Genomic DNA, 22134 nt, shown 5'->3' with positions numbered 1-22134 from the left:
TCTATTCGAGCTCGCGGGGTTGTGTTGCCATTCTGCAACACTATCTCGGCGCCAAAGGACGACAGGGACAGATATGAACCTCGAAAAATTCACCGACCGCGCCAAGGGCTTCCTGCAATCGGCGCTGACCGTCGCGATCCGCAACAACAACCAACAGATCGCGCCCGAGCACTTGTTGAAGGCGCTGCTCGAGGACGAGCAGGGCCTGGCCGCTGGCCTGATCCAGCAGGCGGGCGGCGACCCCAAGAAGGCCGTCAGCGAGACCGACCTCGCGATCGCGAAGATTCCGGCCGTGTCCGGATCGGGCGCACAGAACCAGCCCGGCCTCAACAACGACAGCGTGCGCGTGCTCGACCAGGCCGAGGAGATCGCCAAGAAGGCGGGCGACAGCTTCGTCACGGTCGAGCGGCTGCTTGTCGCGCTGGCGCTTTCGCTCAACACCGCGGCGGGCAAGGCGATCAAGGCGTCAGGGGCGACCCCCGAGGGTCTCAACGCCGCGATCAAGCAGTTGCGCGGTGGACGCACCGCCGACACGGCCGGTGCCGAAGACCGCTACGATGCGCTCAAGAAATTCGCCCGCGACCTGACCGAGGTCGCCCGGGAGGGGAAACTCGACCCCGTGATTGGCCGCGACGAGGAAATCCGCCGCACGATCCAGATCCTCGCGCGCCGCACCAAGAACAACCCTGCCCTCATCGGTGAACCCGGCGTCGGCAAGACCGCGATCGCCGAAGGACTCGCGATCCGCATTGCCAATGGCGATGTGCCCGACACGCTCAAGGATCGGCGGCTGATGTCGCTCGACCTCGGCGCGCTGATCGCTGGCGCCAAGTATCGCGGCGAGTTCGAGGAGCGGCTGAAGGGCGTGCTCGACGAGGTCAAGGCGGCCGAGGGCGACATCATCCTGTTCATCGACGAGATGCACCAGCTGATCGGCGCCGGGAAAACCGAGGGCGCGATGGACGCGTCCAACCTGCTCAAGCCGGCGCTCGCGCGCGGCGAGCTGCATTGCGTCGGCGCGACCACGCTCGACGAATATCGCAAATATGTCGAGAAGGACCCGGCGCTGCAGCGCCGCTTCCAGCCGGTGTTCGTCGGCGAGCCGACGGTCGAGGACACGGTCTCGATCCTGCGCGGGCTCAAGGAGAAATACGAGCTGCATCACGGCGTGCGGATCACCGACGCGGCGCTGGTCGCGGCGGCGACGCTGTCGAACCGCTATATCACCGACCGCTTCCTGCCCGACAAGGCGATCGACCTGATGGACGAGGCGGCGTCGCGGATCCGCATGGAGGTCGAGTCGAAGCCCGAGGAGATCGAGACGCTCGACCGGCGCATCATCCAGCTCAAGATCGAGCGCGAAGCGTTGAAGAAGGAAAGCGACGTCGCGTCGAAGGACCGGCTCGCGACCCTCGAAGGCGACCTCGCCAATCTCGAGGAGCAATCCGGCGAGCTGACCAGCCGCTGGCAGGCGGAGAAGGACAAGATCGGCGCCGAGGCGAAGCTCAAGGAGCAACTCGACGCCGCGCGGATCGCGCTCGACCAGGCGCAGCGATCAGGCGACCTCGCCAGGGCAGGCGAGCTGTCGTACGGCACGATCCCCGCGCTCGAAAAGCAGCTCGCCGACGCCGGGGGCGCGACCAAGGGCGCGATGCTGCGCGAGGAAGTCACCGCCGAGGATATCGCCGGCGTGGTCAGCCGCTGGACCGGCATCCCCGTCGACCGGATGATGGAGGGCGAGCGCGAGAAATTGCTCCACATGGAGGAGGAACTCGGCAAGCGCGTGATCGGCCAGGCCGAGGCGGTGCGCGCCGTGTCGACCGCGGTGCGCCGCGCGCGTGCCGGGTTGCAGGACCCCAACCGGCCGCTCGGATCGTTCCTGTTCCTCGGCCCGACGGGCGTCGGCAAGACCGAGTTGACCAAGGCGCTCGCCGAATTCCTGTTCGACGATTCTTCGGCGATGGTCCGCATCGATATGAGCGAATTCATGGAGAAGCATTCGGTCGCGCGGCTGATCGGCGCGCCTCCGGGCTATGTCGGTTACGAGGAGGGCGGCGTTCTAACCGAAGCGGTTCGCCCTCGTCCGTATCAAGTCGTATTGTTCGATGAGGTCGAAAAGGCGCATGGCGACGTGTTCAACGTCCTGCTCCAGGTGCTCGACGACGGACGGCTGACCGACGGTCAGGGCCGCACGGTCGATTTCACTAATACGATCATCGTGCTGACATCGAACCTCGGCTCACAGTTCCTGACGAGCCTGGGCGACGGCGAGGATGTCGCGAGCGTCGAACCGCAGGTGATGGAGATCGTCCGCGCGCACTTCCGCCCGGAATTCCTCAACCGGCTCGACGAGATCGTGCTGTTCCACCGGCTCGGTCAGTCGGAAATGGCGCCGATCGTCGACATCCAGGTCGCGCGCGTCGCCAAATTGCTGGCAGACCGCAAGATCGCGATCGACCTGACGCCCGCCGCGCGCGACTGGCTCGGTCGCGTTGGGTACGACCCTGTCTATGGCGCGCGCCCGTTGAAGCGCGCGGTCCAGCGTTACCTGCAGGACCCGCTCGCCGACTTGATCCTGCGCGGCGACGTAAAGGATGGGCAGACCGTCGCGGTCGACGAGGGCGACGGGAAGCTCAGCCTCAGCGTTGCCTGACCAAGCGGCCCCGCCCAGACGCCGTTGAAGACCAGATCGAAGCACGCAAAAAAGGGGCCGCTCCACGAGGGAGCGGCCCCAATTTTTTGCGCTTTTGAAGTCGGCTTAGAAGCTGAACTTCGCACCGGCCTTGAACATGCGACCGTAGATCGCAGTGCCACCCTGAACGGCGTTGTAGTAGTTCGCGCCATAGGTGACCGGATCGATCGGCGGCATCTTGTCGAGCAGGTTGATCACGTTCACGTAGAACGTGAACTTGTCAGCGACCTTGAACTGCGCGTTCATGTCGACCGTGATCAGCGCCTTCACGCGGCAAGGAACCGTACCGTCGCTCAGGCCACAATCCTTGTAGCCCGTGCCCTGGTCCATCGCCGACAGATCGTAACCACCGAAGTAATTGACTGTGCCGCTAACCGCGATGTCACCGAAGTCGAGCGTGTTCAACCAGCTGCCGTGCCACTTCGGCGTGCCCGACCCCGCGGTCAGGTTGAAGTTGCCCAGCGTGCCGTCGTAGCGCTCCGTCCCGCCGCCCGCAGCCGACAGGTCGGCCTTAAGCAGGAAGATGTAGCTCGCTTCCGCCGAGCTGCTCCACTTGACGCCGCCGAAATCGAAGTTGGCGTCGACAGTCATGTCGAGGCCCGACGTCAGAAGCTTAGTCGCGTTGATCAACTGAGACTGAACGAAGGCAACGCGTGGCTTCGCATTCGGGAAGTTGGGATCCGGCGCGTCCGCAATCACGGTGTAGCCCGCCGGAATTGCCGTGCCGTTGTAGTAAGCCAGCAGTGCCGGCGCATTCGACGGCTGCGTGATCACCCCAGTCTTCTGAATGTTGTAATAGTCGACCGTGAACTCGATGTTCTTGACCGGCGCGAACTTTACGCCGCCCGTGAAGCTACGCGACTTTTCCGGCTGCAGGTTCGGGCTGGCCAACGTGGTCTGACCGTAAGAACCGCTGCGGATGTAGGTCGGGCACGCATTAAACGTCGCGACCGTGCAGCCATACTGCGCAAGATAAGTGTTGTTGAACAGCGAGGAGTTGTTGGTGACGTAACCGGTCGTCGGCAGAGCGTTCGCTTCGCCGAACGACGGGATACGGAAGCCCTTCGAGTAGGTTCCGCGGAGCGTCAACTGCTTGATCGGGGTGAACTTGATACCGACCTTCGGCGAGAACGCGTCCTGACCCGACGAGTAGTTGTCGTAACGACCCGATAGGTTGATGTCGACCATATCGAGGATCGGCGCATCCAACTCGGCGAACGCCGAATAGATGTAGCGGCTGCCCTTGGTGCCGAACGCGTTGAGCGTGAAATAACGCTGCGTCGGACCATTGGCGTCGCTGTTCCCGCTGGGCGCATCGACTGCTTCGTAACGAACCGAACCGCCGAAGCCGAGCTGCAGAGGGCCGCCCGGCAGCGTCATCAGCGTGGTGCTGACACTACCCTGCAACTGATACTGATCCGACGTCGAGAACGTGTTGTTCACGGGGGTCAGGTAATCAAGCACCGCCTGCGAGTTCGCACCCGGATTGACGAAGTTGTAGCTGCCGTCGGCAATCACATTCAACAAGTTCTGGATGTAGACGTAGCCATCGTTGCGACGCAGCAGGTCGTCATGCATCGCCGTGGCGGCGACGTCGAACGACCAACCGTCGAACAAGTCACCCTTTACACCCAGAGCGATACGATACGCCTTGTTGCGGGTATAGTTCTCGGTCACGCTGCCCGGGTTAATGTCTCGTCCGACGAGGCGCGCAACCTGACCAGCCGCTGCAAACGGATTGTTCGGGTTGAGCTTCGCGCCGGCCGTCGTCGCGGTGCAGTTCGCGAACTGCACAACACCATTGACCATGACAGCTTGCGCACCGCCAACGCGCGGGCAGACATAGACCGGCAACGTCAGGATGCCCGAACCAGCGGCACGGGTCGCGTTTGCGTCAGCGGTGCTGAACTGCGGATAGAAAATGCCAGTCGGGGCCGCGGCGCGCATGCTGGCGGGGAACCCGCGATATTCGACTTCCGACTGCAGATAGTTCACCTCTGCATACGCTTCGAGCGAGCTGCCGAGCTTCGCCGTGATGCGGCCCGACACACCGAAGCGCTTCACGTTCGGCGAGATGACGCCGTACAGCTTGGTATAGTCGTATTGACAGACCGTTGTCGGCGAGTTCGGATTGGCCGCTGCCTGCGCCGCCGTCAGCGTATAGGGCGTACCGACGCCGCAATCCGTCGACAGATTGCGGTTCGGACCCTGCGCCGTTGTGTTGGTCGCGTCATACGGCCGAACGATGAAGTTCGCTGCGGTGCTGAGGGCGAAGCTGCCATCGGAAGCGACGCCATTGACGACACCGTTCGGACCGCAGGTACCCTGATAGCACAGCGCGCGGTGATCGTCCGTGTTGTACGGGAAGCCGCGGTCGCGGTTATAGAGCGCCTTTTGCTTGTAGTAGAAGCCGCTGATGTACGCGTTGAAGCCCTGCTCATCGAGATCGCCGACGCCGGCGGTCAGGTTGAGACGATAGGTCGGCGCATCGCCGCGCTCGGTCACGCCGCCTTCGACGCGGCCCGAAACGCCCTTGAACTCGCGCTTGGTGATGATGTTGACCACGCCCGCGATCGCGTCGGCGCCGTAGGTCGACGACGCGCCGTCACGCAGCACTTCGATACGGTCGACGATGTCGTCCGGGATCGTGTTGAGGTCGACGAAGTTACGCGAGCCGTCGTCGGCCAGCGGATAGTAAGCGGCACGCAGGCCGTCGAACAGCACCAGCGTCGAGTTGGTCGACAGGCCGCGCAGCGACACGGCCGAGGCGCCTGCCGCGAACGCGCCGTTCGCCGAGAAGCTATTGGTCAGCGCCGGGCCGTTGTTCGACGCAAGCGACTGCAGCGCGTCCTGAACGGTCGAGATGCCGCGACGGTCGAGGTTCTCGGCTGTGATGGTCGACACCGGCGACGGCGTATCGTTCGCGCCCTTGAACAGGGTGCCGGTGATGACGATGTCGTTGCCCTGCGACTGCTGATCATCGGTCTGGGTGTTCGGGGCACCAGTCGACGGCGTCGGGGTAGCGGCCTGAGCGAACGCCGGCGTCGCAAATGTGGCCGAAGCGATAGCGCCGGCGCCGAGTAGCGTCAGCGCGCGGATCGCCGCGCCGTTGCGCAGCGAGCGCGAAAATGTCGAAGTCTTGGTCACGTTGAGCGTTTCCCTCGCTTTACCCGACGGATCGCCTCCCAGCGATCTGAACGGGCAGTTTTATACCCGCTGGCAGACGCAGTGCTGCTAACGGGCTGTGCGTCCGGAAATGCGGCCAGGATTGCACGCTGTAAAGCGTCAGCAATACGGACCTTGCCTTATTCGAGGCGATTGTAGCCAAAAGGCAACAGTAATATGACGTTCGAAACACGACCGAACGTGGCTAGGACCGACCCATTGCGTGGCGCACCGCTTCGGTCTTCGGCCCCATAACGGGCGCCCCACCAACCTTCACGACCGTCACGCAATAGATCGCCGATCATCGTGAATAACATACTTGCCCGGGAAGCTGCCGCAGCCGACGACCAGGCTGGCGCTGGGTAAATACCGATTTGTGACGATGCGGTACCGTCGGCGTCCTGGGGTATCCCACACCTCCGCGCTCGGATTCGAATTACAGCAATGATGATCTCCGGCGCGAAGATTCCGCGCCGGAGACCCGAGATAGATCAAAACTTAAAGTTCGCTCCCGCGCTGAACTTGCGGCCGACGAGGCCAGCATAATGCCAAGTCGTCAGGAAGTTCGGCGCACTCGCATAGGCCGCCGGCGCGACCGGCGCGCGCGCGTTAAGCACGTTGCCTACGTTGAAGTAGAACGTGAACTTGTCGTTGACCTTCACCGACGCGTTCAAATCGACGTTGATGAAAGAGTTGATGTAGCAGAAGGCGCTGTAGCCCGGAGCCGAGGCCGGGACTCGGTAGAGATTGGCCGAGCAATCCGTCACCAGGCTGCCCTGGTCGGTGCCGATCTCCTTGATCCGGCCGACATAATAGGCCGTCGCGTTCAGCGAGAAATTGTCGATCTCGAGCGTATTCTGCCAGTTGCCGCGAATGCGAGGGGTGCCGTTGCCTGACGACAGGTCGTACGGCCCAAGCGTTCCCGCAAACTTCTGGATACCCGCCGCGGTATCTCGGTCATAGCGGATGACATAAGTCGCCTCGACACGGCTCGTGAACTTGACGCCACCGATCGGCGCGGTCAGCGTCGCGGAGAAATCGAGACCCTCGGTCGTGTCCGAGTTCACGTTCACGAACGGCGCATTGACGATCAGCACGCGAGGCAGCGCGTTCGGGAAGAGCGGATCCACACCGTCGACCAGATTGCACGAATAGCCCGCGCCAACCGCTGCAACCGCCGCGCAACCCGCTGCGGACGCCGCAGCCGCCGACGGATAGGCATTGGCGGCAACCGAGTAATAGGCGCTGATAGCCGCACCAGCGAGCGGTCCATTGGCGACCAGATCCGTCTTCTTCACGTTGTAATAGTCAATCGTGGCGCTGAACCAGCGAGCGGGCTGGAAGATCGCCCCAGCGGTGAAGCTGCGTGACTTTTCCGGCTTCAGGTTCGGGTTCCCGGCGAAGCCGCGACCGACCGAATAGGAGAAGTTGTACGGATTGCCGCCGGTGACGCAGGCGCCGTTATTGTTGGAGCCGCCATGCTGGGCGCAGAAAGCACCCGGAGGATTGGTGGTGACGAAGCCGGCATACTGGCTGCGCGGACCAGCCTCAGCAAAGGTCGGCGCACGGAAGCCTTGCGAATACGTGCCACGAAGCGCCAGCTCGGGAATCGGCTCGAACTTGATGCCAACCTTTGGTGAGAAGCGGCCATAGCCTTCCGAATATTTGTCGTACCGGCCCGACACGTTGACATCGAGCACCTTCAGGATCGGCGCATCGACCTCGAAATAGCCGGCCCAGACCGTGTGCTTACCGAACGCCGACGACGTGGTCAGGCCATAGGTGTCCAGCGCCGCGTTCTGGTTGTTGTTGGTGAGCGTTTCCCGGCGCACCTGGCCGCCGATCGCGAACTGCAACGGCCCACCCGGCAAATCGAACAGCTTTTTTGAGATCGACGCATCGAGCGAGAACATCGACGAGTCGGACGGCGTGACCTTGTCCGGCGCCAGCGCGGCGCGGACCGCCGCGCTGTTGAGCTGCGGATTGACGAAATTGTACGAACCCGTGTTGATCGCGGTCGCCAGCGCAGCGATGTTGATCAGGCCGTGCTGCTTGAGCGTCAGATTGTCCTTGGCGTAGACACTCTCGACGCGCCACTTCCAATCGTCGCCGAAGCTGCCATTGAGCCCCGCGCTGAAGCGATAGACGTCGTTGGTGCGCTCGCTCCCTCCGGGAATGTCGCTGAACAGGTAATAAATTCGCGCAGCGCCATTGCCCGGATCATTGGCGAAGGCGGCCGCATAGGGGTTGTTCGGGTTGAGCGTGCGGCCCGCCGTCGCGGGGTTCGCGCAGTTCACGCCCGACGGACAAATCCATACCGGCAGCACGATGCCCGGATTGCTCGTCGCCACCAACGGGCTGCCGCCGAACGGCTGAGTCTGGCGAATGGCCGATGGGAAGGCGCTGGTGATGTTGACATAGCTGCGGCTGAAACTGCCCGTAACGTAGCCCTCGATGTCGTTAGACAGGCGGACGCTGAGGCGGCCATTGACCGAGTACCGCTCCTGAAGGGGCTGAATTTGCCGGTACAGGTCGGTCAAATCATAAGGACAACCGACGCCGCGCGCCGAACCCGTGCTGACCGTGTAAGTCGGGCGGGCGCAATTGGCGATGCCGAGCGCGGTGTAAGTCGCGTAGGTCTGACCCGCATCGTTGAATACCGTGGTTCCGCCGGTAAGCGGATTGTTGAGGTTGCCCTGCGTGGTGCGGACGACATAGGCCGTCGGCGTATTGACCGTCAGCGACTGGTCGGCGGAATTGTTGTCGTTGCCGCCGATCGGCGTCAGATCCTGCGTGTTGTACGGGAAGCCGCGACTGTTGTTCGAGATGCGACCGTCACGCTGATATTCGCCGTTGAGATAGACGTTCCATCCCTGGGATTCGTAATCGCCGATGCCGGCGGTCAGGCTGGCGCGGTAACGCGAGCCATCGCCCTTTTCGGTGACACCGCCTTCAACGTTGCCCGCCAGACCGGTAAAGGTTTTTTTGAGGATCAGGTTGACCACGCCGCCGATCGCGTCCGCGCCGTAGGTCGACGATGCGCCGTCCTTAAGCACTTCGATGCGGTCGATCAGGCTAAACGGAACCGAGTTCAGGTCGACATAAGCGTTGTGACCGTCGTCGTTGATCGGGAAGTTGGTCGAACGGAGGCCGTCGATCAGCACGAGAGTCGAGGAAACACCGAGTCCACGCAGCGACACCGCGGAACCGCCCGCCGAGAACCCCGTCTGGAAGCCTGTGCCGATCGAGCCGGCACTGTCGGCCGAGATCGAGCGGATCGCCTCCGCCGCGCTGGTGATGCCCGCGCGCGCCAGGTTCTCTGAGGTCAATATCGTGACCGGAGACGGCGTTTCCTTGTCGGCGCGGCTCAACAGCGAACCGGTGATGACGATATCGGGCTGCGACTGGTCGTCGGTGGTTGCCTGGCCGCCAGAAGCAGGTGCCGGTGCGGTCTGAGCGAACGCGGGCGTTGCGACCATCGCCAGCAGACCCAGCGGCGCGGCGGTAGCGAGCAGACGCAGCTTCGGCGTCGAACGAAAGAATGCCATGGTGGTTATTATCCCCAACACTGGGCCGTGCGGGACCCGGACCCCCCGAGCGCCAGCCGAACCCAAAAAAAGACGGTCGCAAGCCCTCCAGCCGAACCGTTCTTCTTTCGTTGCGGAGCCGGTGCGCCAAGTAAAGTGAATGATTGCTCACGGCAGACGATTGCCGACCGCCAGTAACACGTTTGCCACAAAGGGGCAGAAATGGTGCCTTATCTGACTAGTACAGCCGTACTTGAGACAGTGTCATTGCCCTACCATCATCGGACCGGCAGCCAGCAGAGGGTCGATCTTCGCGCCCCACCACCGCATGCTCCAGTGGAGGTGCGCACCGGTGACTCGGCCCGTCGCGCCCGAATAAGCGATGACCGCACCGCGCCGCACAACTTGGCCCGGCGTCACCAGAATCCGCGACAAATGCATGAACGCACTCTCCACGCCCATACCGTGCGCGACGATCAGCAGATTGCCTTCGAGCAGGAACGGATGATCCGACGCCAGCGTCACCACGCCATCCGCTGGGGCGAGCACCGGCGCGCCCTGCGGCACGGCGATATCGATGCCCGAATGATACGCCCCGGGCGCGCCGTTCCGGTAAATGCGCTGCGATCCGAACAGCGTGGAAATGCGTCCCGTCGCCGGCCACAGGAATGGCTGGCGCCAGCCGTCGCTCTCCACCGGGACTTTGCGCGCGGTGTTGATCTGCGCGAGTTCGCCCGGCCGGATACGGTCGAAATCGGCGGGCGGGATCGGATATTTGGGCAAGCCCGACAACCGTGAGACCGCCCATTCGCGAGTGCCGATGTTGAGCGTGCGAGAGACGGTCGCCCCGTCCGCGCGGGTGGCCTTCAGGGTCGCGACCGGGCCGGCATCGCGATCGAACGCGATGACGAACGCGCCGTCAGGCGCGACCGGCACCGTCGCGCCGTCCAACTCGAGCGCTTCTGTGCCCGCGGGCGCCTTTCCAATCACCAGCCCGCCCTGGGTCAGGTTGCCCTTGAGCACGAAATCGCCAAGCGGCGCTGGCGTTGCCTTGGTCGTTGGAGGCGGCGGGGCGACAACGACGGGTGGCGACGCCGGCGGCGCCTCGGCCTCCACGCAACTCCCGGCGGCGATCAGCGTGGCGATCCCCGCCACCCATCGCCGCGCACGCTTCATGCTTTCGTTTCGGCCTCGAGCGCGAGGGCGGCGTTGGCGTAGGCTTCTTGGCGTGCGACGCTCCAATAGCGCAAATCGTCGAGGTCGATCGCAGCCCCCGAAATCGCGCAGGTCACATGGCTGCCAGGCGTCAGCACGCGAAACCCGTTCGCCATGTAATGAAGCCGCGCCGGCCGGTCGGTGTTGGACATCAGCATCTGCAGGCCTTCATCTCACAATAGCGTCGGTTGGTCAGGTGAAGCCTTAGCATAAGTCTTGGGCGGCGTCCCCTCAACCCGTGCGGCGACCTCGCCGTCCCCGAACCGGACGGTGATCGCCCCCGCCTTGCGCGCCGCCCCCCCCGAACTGAGCACGCCGCCCGCGCGATCCATGACGAGCGCATAGCCGCGATCGAGTACGTGCGTCGGGTTGAGCGCCTCGATCAGCTTGAACGTCTGGTCGAGACGTTGCCGCGCCGCCGCAATGCGCTGGGTCAGGAGCGCGGGCCGCAACGCCCCAGCGGTCCGGTCGAGCGTCCCCCGCGCCGTCGTCACGCGCCGTTCGAGCGCGCGGTCGAGCCGCTGTCCGGCATCGTCGGCGCGCTGGCGCTGCGGCCCGAGCAACGCGTCGCGCTTGGGCAGTAGCCGCGCCTGCGCCTCAACGCGCTCGCGCCCACGCTCGACATAACGCCGCGCGCACCGCTCGGCCCGCTGCGCATAGGCGTCGAGGCTCAGCCGCAGGTCGGCCAACACTGGCACCGCCAGCTCCGCCGCCGCGGTTGGCGTCGGCGCACGCAGATCGGCGGCGTGGTCGCACAGTGAGGTGTCGGTCTCATGCCCGACCGCGGAGATGATCGGGATCGAACAGGCCGCGACCGCCCGCACGACAACCTCCTCATTGAACGCCCATAGATCCTCGATCGACCCGCCGCCGCGCGCGACGATGACAAGGTCGGGGCGCGGCACCGCGCCGCCGGGAACGATCGAATCGAAGCCCCGGACGGCCGCAGCGACCTCGTCCGCCGCCCCCGCGCCCTGCACTTTGACCGGCCAGACGATAACGCGCGTCGGGCAGCGATCGGCCAGGCGATGGAGAATATCGCGGATCACCGCCCCGGTCGGCGACGTCACGACCCCAATCGTGCGCGGCATGAACGGCAGGCGTTTCTTGCGCGTTTGGTCGAACAACCCTTCCGCGCCCAGTTGCGCCTTGAGCTTTTCGAACAGCGCCATCAGCGCGCCCTCGCCCGCCAACTCCATCCGGTCGATCACGATCTGGTATTTGGAGCGCCCCGGATAGGTGGTGAGCTTGCCCGACGCGATCACCTCGATCCCGTCCTGCGCGGCGAAGGGCAGCAAAGCCGCCTGCCCCTTCCACATCACGCCGTCGATCACCGCCTGGTCGTCCTTCAGACTCAGATAGCAATGCCCCGACGCCGCGCGCTTCCACCCCGAAATCTCACCGCGCAGCCGCACGCGGCCGAATTCGCCCTCGACCATCCGCTTGAGGCGGCCCGACAGTTCGGACACGGTTTCCGCCGCCGCATTGTCGCCCGGCATGGCCTCGGCTACCAGCCGCGGCGAATCTTCAAGGAATGGGTCTGACATGAACGTCCTGCTGATCGGATCGGGTGGACGCGAACATGGCCTCGCGTGGAAGCTCGCGCAATCGCCCGCGCTCACGAAACTCTACGCCGCGCCGGGCAATCCGGGGATCGCGGAGGAAGCGGAGGTCGTCGCGCTCGACGTGAACGACCACGCGGCGGTGGCCGGCTTCTGCCGCTCGCACGACATCGGCCTGGTCGTGGTCGGCCCGGAAGCGCCGCTCGTGGCCGGCATCGCCGACGACCTGCGTGCCGCTGGCTTCGCGGTGTTCGGGCCGAGCAAGGCTGCCGCACAGCTCGAAGGGTCGAAGGCGTTTACCAAGGCCGTGTGCGACCGGGCAAACATCCCTACGGCCCGCTATCGCGCCGTCCATTCGTTCGACGAGGCGCGGTCGGCGCTCGACGAATTCGGCGCACCGGTGGTGGTCAAGGCCGACGGTCTTGCCGCCGGCAAGGGCGTGACCGTCGCGACGACGATGGCCGAAGCGGAAGGCGCGATCGAGAATCTGTTCGCCGAAAGCGGCGCGAGCGCGGTGATCGAGGAATTCCTGACCGGCGAGGAAGTCAGCCTGTTCGCCCTGACCGACGGCACGACGATCGTTTCCTTCGGCTCGGCGCAGGATCACAAGCGCGTCGGCGACGGCGACACCGGCCCCAATACCGGCGGCATGGGCGCGTACAGCCCGGCGCGCGTTCTCTCCCCCGCGCTCGAACGCCATGCGCTGACCGAGATCGTCGCGCCGACCGTCTCAACGCTGGCGGCAGAAGGCATGCCCTATTCGGGCGTGCTCTACGCCGGGCTGATCCTGACCGCGGACGGCCCGAAACTGATCGAATACAATGCCCGCTTCGGCGACCCCGAATGCCAGGTGCTGATGATGCGGCTGGACAACGACTTGCTACCACTGATGCTGGCGGTGTCGGAAGGGAAACTGGCGGACGCCCCAGCCCCGGTGTTCCGCGACGAGGTCGCGCTGACCGTAGTGATGGCCGCCAACGGCTATCCCGGCACGCCCGAGACCGGCGGCGTGATCCACGGCACCGCGGACGTGGCTCCCGCGAAAGTCTTCCAGGCCGGTACGAAATTGGCGGAAGGCCAGCTCGTCGCGTCGGGTGGCCGCGTCCTCGCCGTCACTGCGACCGGTCCGACCGTCAGCGCCGCCCAAGCCGCCGCCTATCGGGCAGTCGATGCGATCGACTTCCCCACCGGCTTCTGCCGCCGCGACATCGGAGCGCGCGAGATCGCGCGGGAGAAAGCGGACTAGCGATCCTGCGACCGCCCCCCAAACCCCGGCTACGCATCCTCCCCATGGGGACATCTACCTAAAGCGTTTCGCCGGAGCCTCCCCTAGCGCGGTGCCGCTCAACTGGGAGGCAAGTATGAAGAAGCCATTTGTGATCGCCATCCTCGCGGCAGGCGTCGCCGCGACGCCGGCCTTGGCCAAGGACGGGGATTTCATCGTGCGCGCCCGGGCGATCATCGTCGCCCCCAACGAGAAATCGACCGCGATCTCCGGCCTGCCCGGCAGCGACCTGGGCGTCGGCTACAGCGTGATGCCCGAAGTCGATTTCACCTATATGGCGACCAAGAATATCGGCGCCGAGATCATCGTGGCGACGACCAAGCACGACGTCACCGGTCGCGGATCGGTTTCCGCGCTGGGCAAGGTGGCCGATACCTGGGTTCTGCCGCCCACGCTGACGCTGCAATACCATTTCGCGCCCGACGCGAAGGTGCGGCCCTATGTCGGCGCGGGGATCAATTACTCGGTCTTCTATTCGAGCAAGGCGACCCCGTCGCTCAATGGCGCGCTCGGCGCGACGACCGTGAAGCTCAGCGACAGCGTCGGCTACGCGCTGCAGACCGGCGTCGACATTGATCTGACCAAAAAGGTCTTTCTTAACCTGGACATCAAATACATCGACATGCGGACCACCGCCCGGCTGACCAGCGGCGGCATCGTCCGCACCGCCAAGGTGAATATCGATCCCATCGTGGCCGGTATCGGCATCGGCTTCCGGTTCTGACCGTTCCTGCGCTCGGCCGCCGGATTCGGTGGTCGGGTCCCGGGTTCGATATATTCGCAAACTCATCCTCGAAACTACCCCGATGTCCCAACGGCCGGTCATGACGCCGCCGGGACACCCCCCACCTGTTGCACGAGAAGCAGCCGGACGGTTTCGACGCCGCTCGTCACAACTTCAAATGTAATGTTGTAACATTCTGTTCGGCTGACGTTCAGAAAGCCGGTGCAACAAATGTGACGCGGCCGGAACGTAACCGGCCGTCAGACGAGGGGATTTATCATGCAGTCCAAGCCTGCCCTGCTGACGGGACTCAGCGCCCTGCTTTTGACCTCCGCCGCCGCACCCGTGCCGCTCGCCGCGCAGCGCGCCGTCGTGCCGCCGCCTGACACCTATTCGCCGGTCCGCTGCCGCGTCGGCCAGCCCGAATACAATTATGCTCCCCCGCCGGTCGCCCCGCAGCCGCGCCGCGGCGGCAAGACCAAGGCCGACCGTAGCGCGGATTCGATCGTCGTCACCGGGTCGCTATCAAAGCGGCAGGAGCGGTCGCGCGCCGGGGCCGTACCGTCGTACGCGCCGCCCGCCCCTGCTGCTCCGCCACCGCCGCCTGTCATGGCGATGCCGGCCCCAAGCGGGGCCTACAACAACTATGCCGCACCCTATGGCAGCAAGGCGAACACCGAACGCTATGACGGGAAAGCGGTCGCGTCGATCCAGGCCGTCGCCGCCGCCCCCGTCTCGACCTTCTCGGTCGACGTTGACACCGGATCCTACGCCAATGTCCGCCGCTTCCTGAACGACGGCAACGTGCCGCCGCCCGACGCGGTCAGGACCGAGGAGATGATCAACTATTTCCGCTACGATTATCCGCGCCCGTCCGACCGCACCCAGCCGTTCAGCGTGACCACCGACGTCGCCAAGACGCCGTGGAACCCGAACACGCGGCTGCTGCGGATCGGCCTGCGGGGCTATGACGTCGCGACCAACGACCGTCCGCGCGCGAACCTGGTGTTCCTGGTCGACGTGTCGGGATCGATGAACGAGCCCGACAAACTGCCGCTCGTCAAATCGGCGCTGACGACGTTGGCCGACCGCCTGCGTCCCAACGACAAGGTTTCGATCGTGGTCTATGCCGGCAATGCCGGGATCGTGCTCGAGCCGACCGCCGACAAACGCTACGTCAAGGCCGCGCTCGATTGCCTCCAGGCGGGCGGGTCGACCGCAGGCGGCGCCGGTATAAAGCTCGCCTACGACACCGCGCGCGCCAATTTCGTGCCGGGCGGAATCAACCGCATCTTCCTGGCGACCGACGGCGACTTCAATATCGGGATCAGCGACAACAAAACACTGGAGGAAATGGTCAAGGCGCAGCGCGACGACGGCATCACGCTGACGACGCTCGGCTTCGGCCAGGGCAATTACAACGAGGCGATGATGGAAAGGATCGCCGACGTTGGAAACGGCAACTACGCCTATATCGACAGCGAGCGCGAGGCCGAGAAGGTGCTCGACGACGAATTGTCCGCAACGATGGTGACGATCGCCCGGGACGTGAAGGTCCAGGTCGAATTCAACCCCGCCGCGGTCAAGGAATACCGCCTGATCGGCTACGAGAACCGCGCGCTGGCCGAGGAGGATTTCAACAACGACGCGGTCGATGCCGGCGACATGGGCGCGGGTCATCAGGTGACGGCATTGTATGAGATCGTCCCGGCGAACGGCGCCGGCTGGCTGCCCGACCGGCGCTATCCCGCCAATGCGCGGCCCGGCCGCCCCGCCCCGGTCGGCGGAAACGAGCTGGCGTTCGTCAAGCTGCGCTACAAGCTGCCCGAAGGCGGCGCGTCGCGGCTGATCAGCCGCACCGTCCCCGCCTCGCTGATGGCGAGCGCGGCCTACCCGAGCGGCGACATGGCGTTCGTCACGGCGGTCGCCGCATTCGGGCAGAAGTTGCGTGGCGATAAATATCTCGGCGCCTATCGCTACGCCGACATCGCGCGGCTGGCGGGATCGCCCAACGGCTATTGGCGGCAGGAGTTCGTCAAGCTGACGAGCCTGGCCGGATCTCGCGGAGCCGCCGACTGATCCCGAATGCGGCTCCACTGGCGTATCGCTCGTCACTCTCATAGGGTGGCGGGCGATATGCTTTTGGGGATTGTCGAATGACGCCGACTTCGATGGGCTGGACGATCGGCTTGCTGATCCTGCTGGGCGTGATCGCCGTGCTGGTGATCGCGGGCATCATCTATGGTCGCCGCCAGGCCGCGATCCGCCACCGCGCCGAGGAAGCTGCCGAGGAGCGCGCGGCGGAAGCCGGCGTGGACCCGACCCCAGCCGCGGAGCCGGCCGTACTGGACGCGTACGCCGAACCGGTTGCGGAGGAACCCGATCCCGAACCACCGGTAAAGGCCGAGCCGGTGCCGGACCCCACGCCACCTCCTGTGCCCGCGCCAAGACCCGCACCGGTAGCGCCGCCGGAGCCTGTACCCGCTCCGCCCTCGCCAGCGCCGGAACCTGAACCGGCACCCACGGAAGCCGCGCAGCCGACGCCCGAACCGGTCCCGAACCCAGTACCAGTCCCCACACCGACGATGGCCGCACCGCCGCCTCCCTCGGCGGCACCCGAGCCCGCCCCGAACCTCGCCGGTGCGCTGGCGCTGACGACCATCAAGGGCTTGGGACCGAAGGTCGCGGCAATGCTCGCCGAACGGGGCATCACGCAGGTCGATCAACTCGCCGCGTTGACGCCGGCACAGGCCAGCGACCTCGACATTCAGCTCGGCGTGTTCACCGGCCGCATGGCGCGCGATCGCTGGATCGACCAAGCCAGGCTGCTCTCAAGCGGCGACACCGCCGCCTACGAAGCGGAGTTCGGGAAGCTCGGCTAGCCGCGCTCACGGCTGACCAGCAACTTATCGATCCGCCGCCCGTCGAGGTCGACCACCTCGAACGTCCAGCCCTGTTCTGTGATGCTCTCGCCTTCGGCGGGCAAGCGCCGGAACGCGGCCAGCGCGAACCCCGCGGCGGTCGCGTAATCGCGGTCGTCGGGCAGCTGGAGGTCGAGCTTTTCCGCGAGAAGATCAGCCGACGCCGACCCCGCGACCAGATACGACCCGTCGTCGCGATGGACGAAATCGGGGGCCTCGTCGGGGTCGCTGTCCGACGCGAAATCGCCCGCGATCGCGGCGAGCAGGTCTGCCGGGGTCACGATCCCTTCGAAGTGTCCATATTCGTCGTGGATCAACGCCATCGGCACGTCGGCGCGGCGCAGGCGGACGAGCGCGTCCATCGCATCGAGCTGGTCGATGATGACCGGCGCGGCGCGCATCAGCAGCTTGAGGTCGAGCGGCTCTCCCTTGATCGCCGCCGCGACGATGTCGCGCGCCTGAACGACGCCGATCACCGAATCGACCGATCCTTCGGCCACCGGCAACCGCGTGTGCGGCGATGCCACCAGCTTCTCGCGAATGCCTTCGGGGTCGAGCCCGACGTCGAGCCATTCGACCTCCGTGCGCGGCGTCATCACCTCGCGCACCGGGCGGTCGGCGAGCCGCACGACGCCGGAGATGATCGAGCGTTCATGCTCCTCGATCACGCCCGATTTCGATGCTTCGGCGACGATCAGGTGGAGTTCCTCCGCCGTGACCTGGTCCTCGCTCTCGCGCCGCATGCCAAGCAGCCAGAATATACCCTTACTGGTCGAATCGAGCAGCCACACGACTGGCGCCGCCGCCCTCGACAGCCACGTCATCGGGGTCGCGACGATCGCCGCGATCGGCTCGGGCGACCGCAGCGCGATCTGCTTGGGCACCAGTTCGCCGATGATCAGCGAGACGAAGGTCGTGACCCCAATCACCAGCACGAAGCCCAATGTCTGCGCGGTTTCGTGGCGCAACCCCAGCGGCTCGAGCCGGTCGCCGGTCGGCCCGCCCAGCGCCTCGCCCGAATAGGCGCCCGACAGGATCGCGATCAGCGTGATGCCGACCTGCACCGTCGACAGGAACTTGCCGGGATCGGCCGACAGGGCAAGCGCAGCCCGCGCGCCCCGGCTGCCGGTCCGCGCCAGCGCCTCCAGCCGCGCCTTGCGCGACGAGGCGATGGCGAGTTCGGACATCGCGAACACGCCGTTCACCGCGACGAGCACGAGGATGATGACGACGTCGATCCAGGGATAGGGTGCCATGATGGTGGCGACAGCCTATACGGGCGGACGGCGTAGGCGCAACATTTCCAACTTCGTCACCCCCGCGAATGCGGGGCCCCAGCTCCTAAGCGATCAGCTAAATACGACCGAAGTGATCGCGGACAGTGCGGGAAATGGGTCCCGCTTGCGCGGGGAACACGCTAGTTTTTAACGTCGGCCCGCGAAGAACTCGCGCAGAAGCCCCGCCGCCTCGCTCTCCCCAATCCCACCATAGACGTCCGGCCGATGATGGATCGTCGGTTGCGCGAACAGCGCGGGTCCGTGTTCGACCGCGCCGCCCTTGGGATCGCTCGCGCCGTAATAGAGCCGCGCGATGCGGGCATGGACGATCGCACCGGCACACATCGCGCACGGTTCCAACGTCACCCACAGGTCGCAGTCGCTCAGCCGGTCGTCGCCGATCGCCTCGGCGGCGCGCCGAATCGCCAGCATCTCGGCATGCGCGGTGGGGTCGTGAAGACTGCGCGGCGCGTTGGCGGCGGTCGCGATAATCTGCCCGTCGAGCACCACCACCGCGCCGACTGGGACTTCACCTCGGGCAGCGGCGGCGGCAGCCGCGTCGAGCGCGGCGCGCATCGGGGCGGGCAGTTGGAACCCGCTTATCGCGCGGCCGCCGTATTGGCCGGCGCGGGTTCGCCGGGTTTGTTGATCGTCACCTTCGGCACTTCGATTGTCTTGTTCTCCGTCCCCACCGATACGGTGGGCGTGTCAACCTTGATCGTGGGCGCGGTCGCGTTGACCGACAGCGACCCGGGCGATCCCGAAATGGGGAACCAGCCGGTCGAAATCGCGATGATCGCCACGACCAGGATGATTGCTATGAGGCCCAACAGAAACCGCATCGTCTTTCTCCGTTAAATCGAATCGCTGTCGTAATAAACCATCGTCGGGCGACGCGGTTGCACAGTATGGAGCGAATCTGTTGACCCGGCGGCCACATGACGCTATCCGCGCCACCTTTCCGGGCAACCGCCCGAAACTCAGGATTGATAGCATGTCGCGCATTTGCGAGCTGACCGGCAAGGGCCGGCAGGTGGGCAACAACGTTTCCCACGCCAACAACAAGACCAAGCGGACGTTCCTGCCCAACCTGCAGAACGTGACGTTGATGTCGGACGCGCTGGGCACATCGGTGAAGCTGCGGGTGTCGACCCACGGCCTGCGCTCGGTCGAGCATAATGGCGGTCTCGACAACTGGCTGGTGAAGACCAGCGACGACGATCTGTCGCTGCGCGCCCGCCGCCTGAAGCGCGACATCAAGAAGAAGCTGAGCGCCGCCGCGGCATAAGCCGATTCGGTTGCCAAGCTTGAAAGCCCGCTTTCCGCAAGGAAAGCGGGCTTTTCGCGTTACAGGTCGATTCGGAACTTCATCAGCAAGGTGCGCTGCAGGAACAATTGGTTGTCGTCGCTGACCATCCACAGGATCGTCGTGCCACCTTCTCGCGTGATCGCCAGCCCTTCGTAATTGTCGACCGTCAGCGGCGCATCGAATCGCGCGACCTCGCGTCCAACCAGAACTTGTCCCGCCTTCACCCCACGCGGGTCGATCAGCGTCAGCACGGCGCTCCAGCGGAACGGCAGCGAAAAGCGGCGATTGAGCACCAGCACGCGCCCGTCGGGCAGTTCGGTCGCGTCACTGGGATCGTAACCCGCGGGGGGCTGGTACGATGCGACCATCGCACTATCGGGTTTCGCAACCGGATCGCCCGGAAACAGCAAGAGGTCGCGGACCGGGCGATCCCGCCAGTCAGTCTCCGCGATCACGAGAAAACGACCGTCGTGGAGCCTCACGAGCGATTCGGCCCCACCGTTCGACTCCCAGTGCGCCATGGCCGGGATAAATGCGCCATTAGCGGGCTTGGTCAGACCCGGCCCATATCGCCATATTTCGTTGTACGCTTCGAAGCCCACCCAAACCGCGCCGCTCACCGGATCGACCGCCATCGATTCGCTGTCGCGCTCGTGTTTTTGCCAGCCCGTCCGGGGCCCTGCGGGCAAGTCGCCGAATTCGGGCTCGCTCAACCGGAACGCCGCATCCATGCGGAACCGCACGATGTCGCCATAGTCGCTCAGTAGCGTAAACCTGTCGCCCGCGACGCTCAGCGAGGAAAAGCCGCCGAACGCCAGGTCGCGGCTCGTCAACACAACCCCACCCAGATAGGTCAGCGCCCCAACCTGCCGCCGCGCGGGATCGGCAGCGTCGAGCGGCACGCGGGTCGCTTCGACATTTGGATGATCGCCCAAAATCGGGCGGCGATCCTTCCGGCTCGCCGTCAGGTTCAGCAGGACGAACAGGACGACAAGAATTCGGAGCAGCCGCATCGCCGCCTCTCATAACGACGTCTCCGGCGCGCGCGAGGGGCAACAGCCTTAACGGCGGATAACGGGCGCATTCAGCATCCACTCAAAGCGAATCGGCCAAAAGCCTCTCATCGAGGGCAATCGCCTTCGACTGTTTTGAGAGACGGTAAGGAGACGAACCATGTTGAAGAAACTGAGCATCGTCGGCGCCGCGCTCGCGATGACCGCCACGGCGGTTATTCCCGCCGCGCCCGCCATGGCGCAGAGCCGCTACGACCGTGGCTATCGCGACGGCAACTATAACGGTTACGGCTATAACAACGGCTACGACAACCGCCGGACCTATCGCGGTTACGACCGGAACTACCGCAACTATCGCACACCGCGAGAGTGCAAGACGGAGCGCGGCACCGTGATCGGCGCGATCGCCGGCGGCCTGCTCGGCAACGTCATCGCCGGGGGCGGCGACCGCTTGCTCGGTACCGTGATCGGTGGTGCCGGCGGCGCACTGGCCGGGCGTGAAGTCGCGAAGTCGGGGCAACCCGGTTACTGCCGCAGATAAGAGTTTCTCCCGAGTTGCTTATCGGGAGAGATAGTCCCTCGCGTAGCGTTTGAGGGCGGAGACCGGTCCCGAAAGGGGCCGGTCTCTTGTTGTGCGGGGGGCGCACTCAAAAGCCCGGAAATCGCCACGTCGGCGGCGATGCGCACAACGCAGCGGCCGGATCGCCGGGGACGACCGGGAGCCGATCCCCAACGTCTTTTGCCGCGGCGGCACCAGAACGCAAAAAACTGCTTGAAAATAACAATACGACCGGTCATTTATCCATTCATGCCTAGACCAGCCAATCTTGAAACGCGATCGCGCCTCCTCGAAAAGGGAGGGGAACTCATCAGCAACCTGGGTTTCAATGCCACGGGCGTGCAGGAGATCACGGCCGCAGCCGGGGTCCCCAAGGGGTCGTTCTACAACTATTTCGAGAGCAAGGAGGCGTTCGCTCTCGCGATCCTTAACGAATATTGTGAGTCGATGATGGCGGCCTACGGCCCCATCCTCGACCAGCGCGACACGCCGCCCCTGCTGCGTATTGCGCGGTATTTCGAGGGCATTGCCGAATTCCACGCGCGCCGCGATTACGCAGCTGGCTGTCTGATCGGCAACATGGCGCTGGAGGTCACGCCGACGAGCGACTTGGTGCGGGCGAGGCTGTCGGCGATCTATCGCGACCTGACCACCGCTCTCGCGGATTGTCTGCGTGAAGCCCAGGTGAAGGGTGATCTGGCTCCCGCGAAAGATCCGGCCCGGCTGGCCGACGCTCTGATCGATACGTTCGAAGGCGCAGTCATGCGCGCCAAGGTCGAACGCAGCCGGGCGCCCTTCGACAGTTTCGAACGCTACGTTTTACCGTCGCTCCTAACCTAACTCTTTTGCCTCGTTAATAGACGACCGGTCATATTAATTGCTGCA

Annotated in this window: 17 protein-coding genes; 8 read left to right on the top strand and 9 right to left on the bottom strand. The window is 64.9% G+C overall.

What is annotated here, in order from left to right; translation table 11 throughout:
* Window positions 1-73 precede the first annotated feature (73 nt).
* The gene (gene clpB / locus J0J06_RS14555) at window positions 74-2653 is read left to right on the top strand and encodes an ATP-dependent chaperone ClpB (protein ID WP_294043246.1); all 2580 of its coding nucleotides are present in this window, start codon (window positions 74-76) and stop codon (window positions 2651-2653) included.
* A gap of 105 nt (window positions 2654-2758) precedes the next feature.
* Here clpB and J0J06_RS14550 read toward each other — a convergent pair whose 3' ends face one another.
* The 5 genes from J0J06_RS14550 to xseA all read right to left on the bottom strand — a co-directional run bounded on the left by J0J06_RS14550 (window position 2759) and on the right by xseA (window position 12146).
* Complete coding sequence (locus J0J06_RS14550; RefSeq protein ID WP_294043245.1) at window positions 2759-5839, bottom strand: TonB-dependent receptor; 3081 nt, start codon at window positions 5837-5839, stop codon at window positions 2759-2761.
* Window positions 5840-6348: 509 nt separating this feature from the next.
* Window positions 6349-9405, bottom strand: a complete 3057-nt coding sequence (locus J0J06_RS14545; protein WP_294043244.1) for a TonB-dependent siderophore receptor — start codon at window positions 9403-9405, stop codon at window positions 6349-6351.
* Window positions 9406-9648: 243 nt separating this feature from the next.
* Window positions 9649-10560, bottom strand: a complete 912-nt coding sequence (locus J0J06_RS14540) for a M23 family metallopeptidase (protein WP_294043243.1) — start codon at window positions 10558-10560, stop codon at window positions 9649-9651.
* Entirely contained in the window at window positions 10557-10757 is a 201-nt protein-coding gene (locus J0J06_RS14535; RefSeq protein ID WP_294043242.1) for a DUF2093 domain-containing protein, read from the bottom strand. Before J0J06_RS14535 ends, J0J06_RS14540 begins: the two co-directional genes overlap by 4 nt.
* A 15-nt stretch (window positions 10758-10772) precedes the next feature.
* Window positions 10773-12146: an exodeoxyribonuclease VII large subunit gene (gene xseA / locus J0J06_RS14530; RefSeq protein ID WP_294043241.1), complete on the bottom strand. Its 1374-nt coding sequence runs from the start codon at window positions 12144-12146 to the stop codon at window positions 10773-10775.
* On the opposite strand from xseA, the gene purD reads away from it, so the two are divergent.
* The 4 genes from purD (at window position 12145) to J0J06_RS14510 (ending at window position 17052) form a co-directional block, all read left to right on the top strand.
* Entirely contained in the window at window positions 12145-13407 is a 1263-nt protein-coding gene (gene purD / locus J0J06_RS14525; RefSeq protein WP_294043240.1) for a phosphoribosylamine--glycine ligase, read from the top strand. The genes xseA and purD overlap by 2 nt on opposite strands.
* A 115-nt stretch (window positions 13408-13522) precedes the next feature.
* A complete protein-coding gene (locus tag J0J06_RS14520; RefSeq protein ID WP_294043239.1) occupies window positions 13523-14170 on the top strand; it encodes an OmpW family protein in 648 nt (215 codons plus the stop codon).
* 279 nt (window positions 14171-14449) lie between these two features.
* The gene (locus J0J06_RS14515; protein WP_294043238.1) at window positions 14450-16249 is read left to right on the top strand and encodes a VWA domain-containing protein; all 1800 of its coding nucleotides are present in this window, start codon (window positions 14450-14452) and stop codon (window positions 16247-16249) included.
* A gap of 77 nt (window positions 16250-16326) precedes the next feature.
* The gene (locus J0J06_RS14510; protein ID WP_294043237.1) at window positions 16327-17052 is read left to right on the top strand and encodes a hypothetical protein; all 726 of its coding nucleotides are present in this window, start codon (window positions 16327-16329) and stop codon (window positions 17050-17052) included.
* Here J0J06_RS14510 and J0J06_RS14505 read toward each other — a convergent pair.
* The 3 genes from J0J06_RS14505 to J0J06_RS14495 form a co-directional block, all read right to left on the bottom strand.
* Complete coding sequence (locus J0J06_RS14505; RefSeq protein ID WP_294043236.1) at window positions 17049-18347, bottom strand: hemolysin family protein; 1299 nt, start codon at window positions 18345-18347, stop codon at window positions 17049-17051. The genes J0J06_RS14510 and J0J06_RS14505 overlap by 4 nt on opposite strands.
* A 168-nt stretch (window positions 18348-18515) precedes the next feature.
* Window positions 18516-18944 carry a nucleoside deaminase gene (locus J0J06_RS14500; RefSeq protein WP_294043235.1) on the bottom strand — a complete coding sequence of 143 codons (429 nt, stop codon included), beginning with the start codon at window positions 18942-18944 and terminating at the stop codon, window positions 18516-18518.
* Between the two features lie 23 nt (window positions 18945-18967).
* Window positions 18968-19210 (bottom strand): hypothetical protein, encoded by a 243-nt coding sequence (locus J0J06_RS14495; RefSeq protein WP_294043234.1) that lies wholly within the window; start codon window positions 19208-19210, stop codon window positions 18968-18970.
* 152 nt (window positions 19211-19362) lie between these two features.
* Here J0J06_RS14495 and rpmB point away from each other — a divergent pair, with 152 nt between their 5' ends.
* Window positions 19363-19656: a 50S ribosomal protein L28 gene (gene rpmB, locus J0J06_RS14490; protein ID WP_294043233.1), complete on the top strand. Its 294-nt coding sequence runs from the start codon at window positions 19363-19365 to the stop codon at window positions 19654-19656.
* A 59-nt stretch (window positions 19657-19715) separates the two neighbouring features.
* Here the strand turns inward: rpmB and J0J06_RS14485 are convergent, their stop codons facing one another.
* Complete coding sequence (locus tag J0J06_RS14485) at window positions 19716-20690, bottom strand: esterase-like activity of phytase family protein (RefSeq protein WP_294043232.1); 975 nt, start codon at window positions 20688-20690, stop codon at window positions 19716-19718.
* A 160-nt stretch (window positions 20691-20850) separates the two neighbouring features.
* Here J0J06_RS14485 and J0J06_RS14480 point away from each other — a divergent pair, with 160 nt between their 5' ends.
* Window positions 20851-21231: a glycine zipper 2TM domain-containing protein gene (locus J0J06_RS14480; protein WP_294043231.1), complete on the top strand. Its 381-nt coding sequence runs from the start codon at window positions 20851-20853 to the stop codon at window positions 21229-21231.
* Between the two features lie 138 nt (window positions 21232-21369).
* Complete coding sequence (locus J0J06_RS14475) at window positions 21370-22089, top strand: TetR/AcrR family transcriptional regulator (protein ID WP_294043230.1); 720 nt, start codon at window positions 21370-21372, stop codon at window positions 22087-22089.
* Window positions 22090-22134: the final 45 nt, after the last annotated feature.

Origin of the sequence: Sphingomonas sp. (genome assembly GCF_017304615.1) — a bacterium.
Classification (GTDB): Bacteria; Pseudomonadota; Alphaproteobacteria; order Sphingomonadales; family Sphingomonadaceae; genus Sphingomonas.
This window is presented reverse-complemented; position numbering and strand designations above follow the sequence as displayed.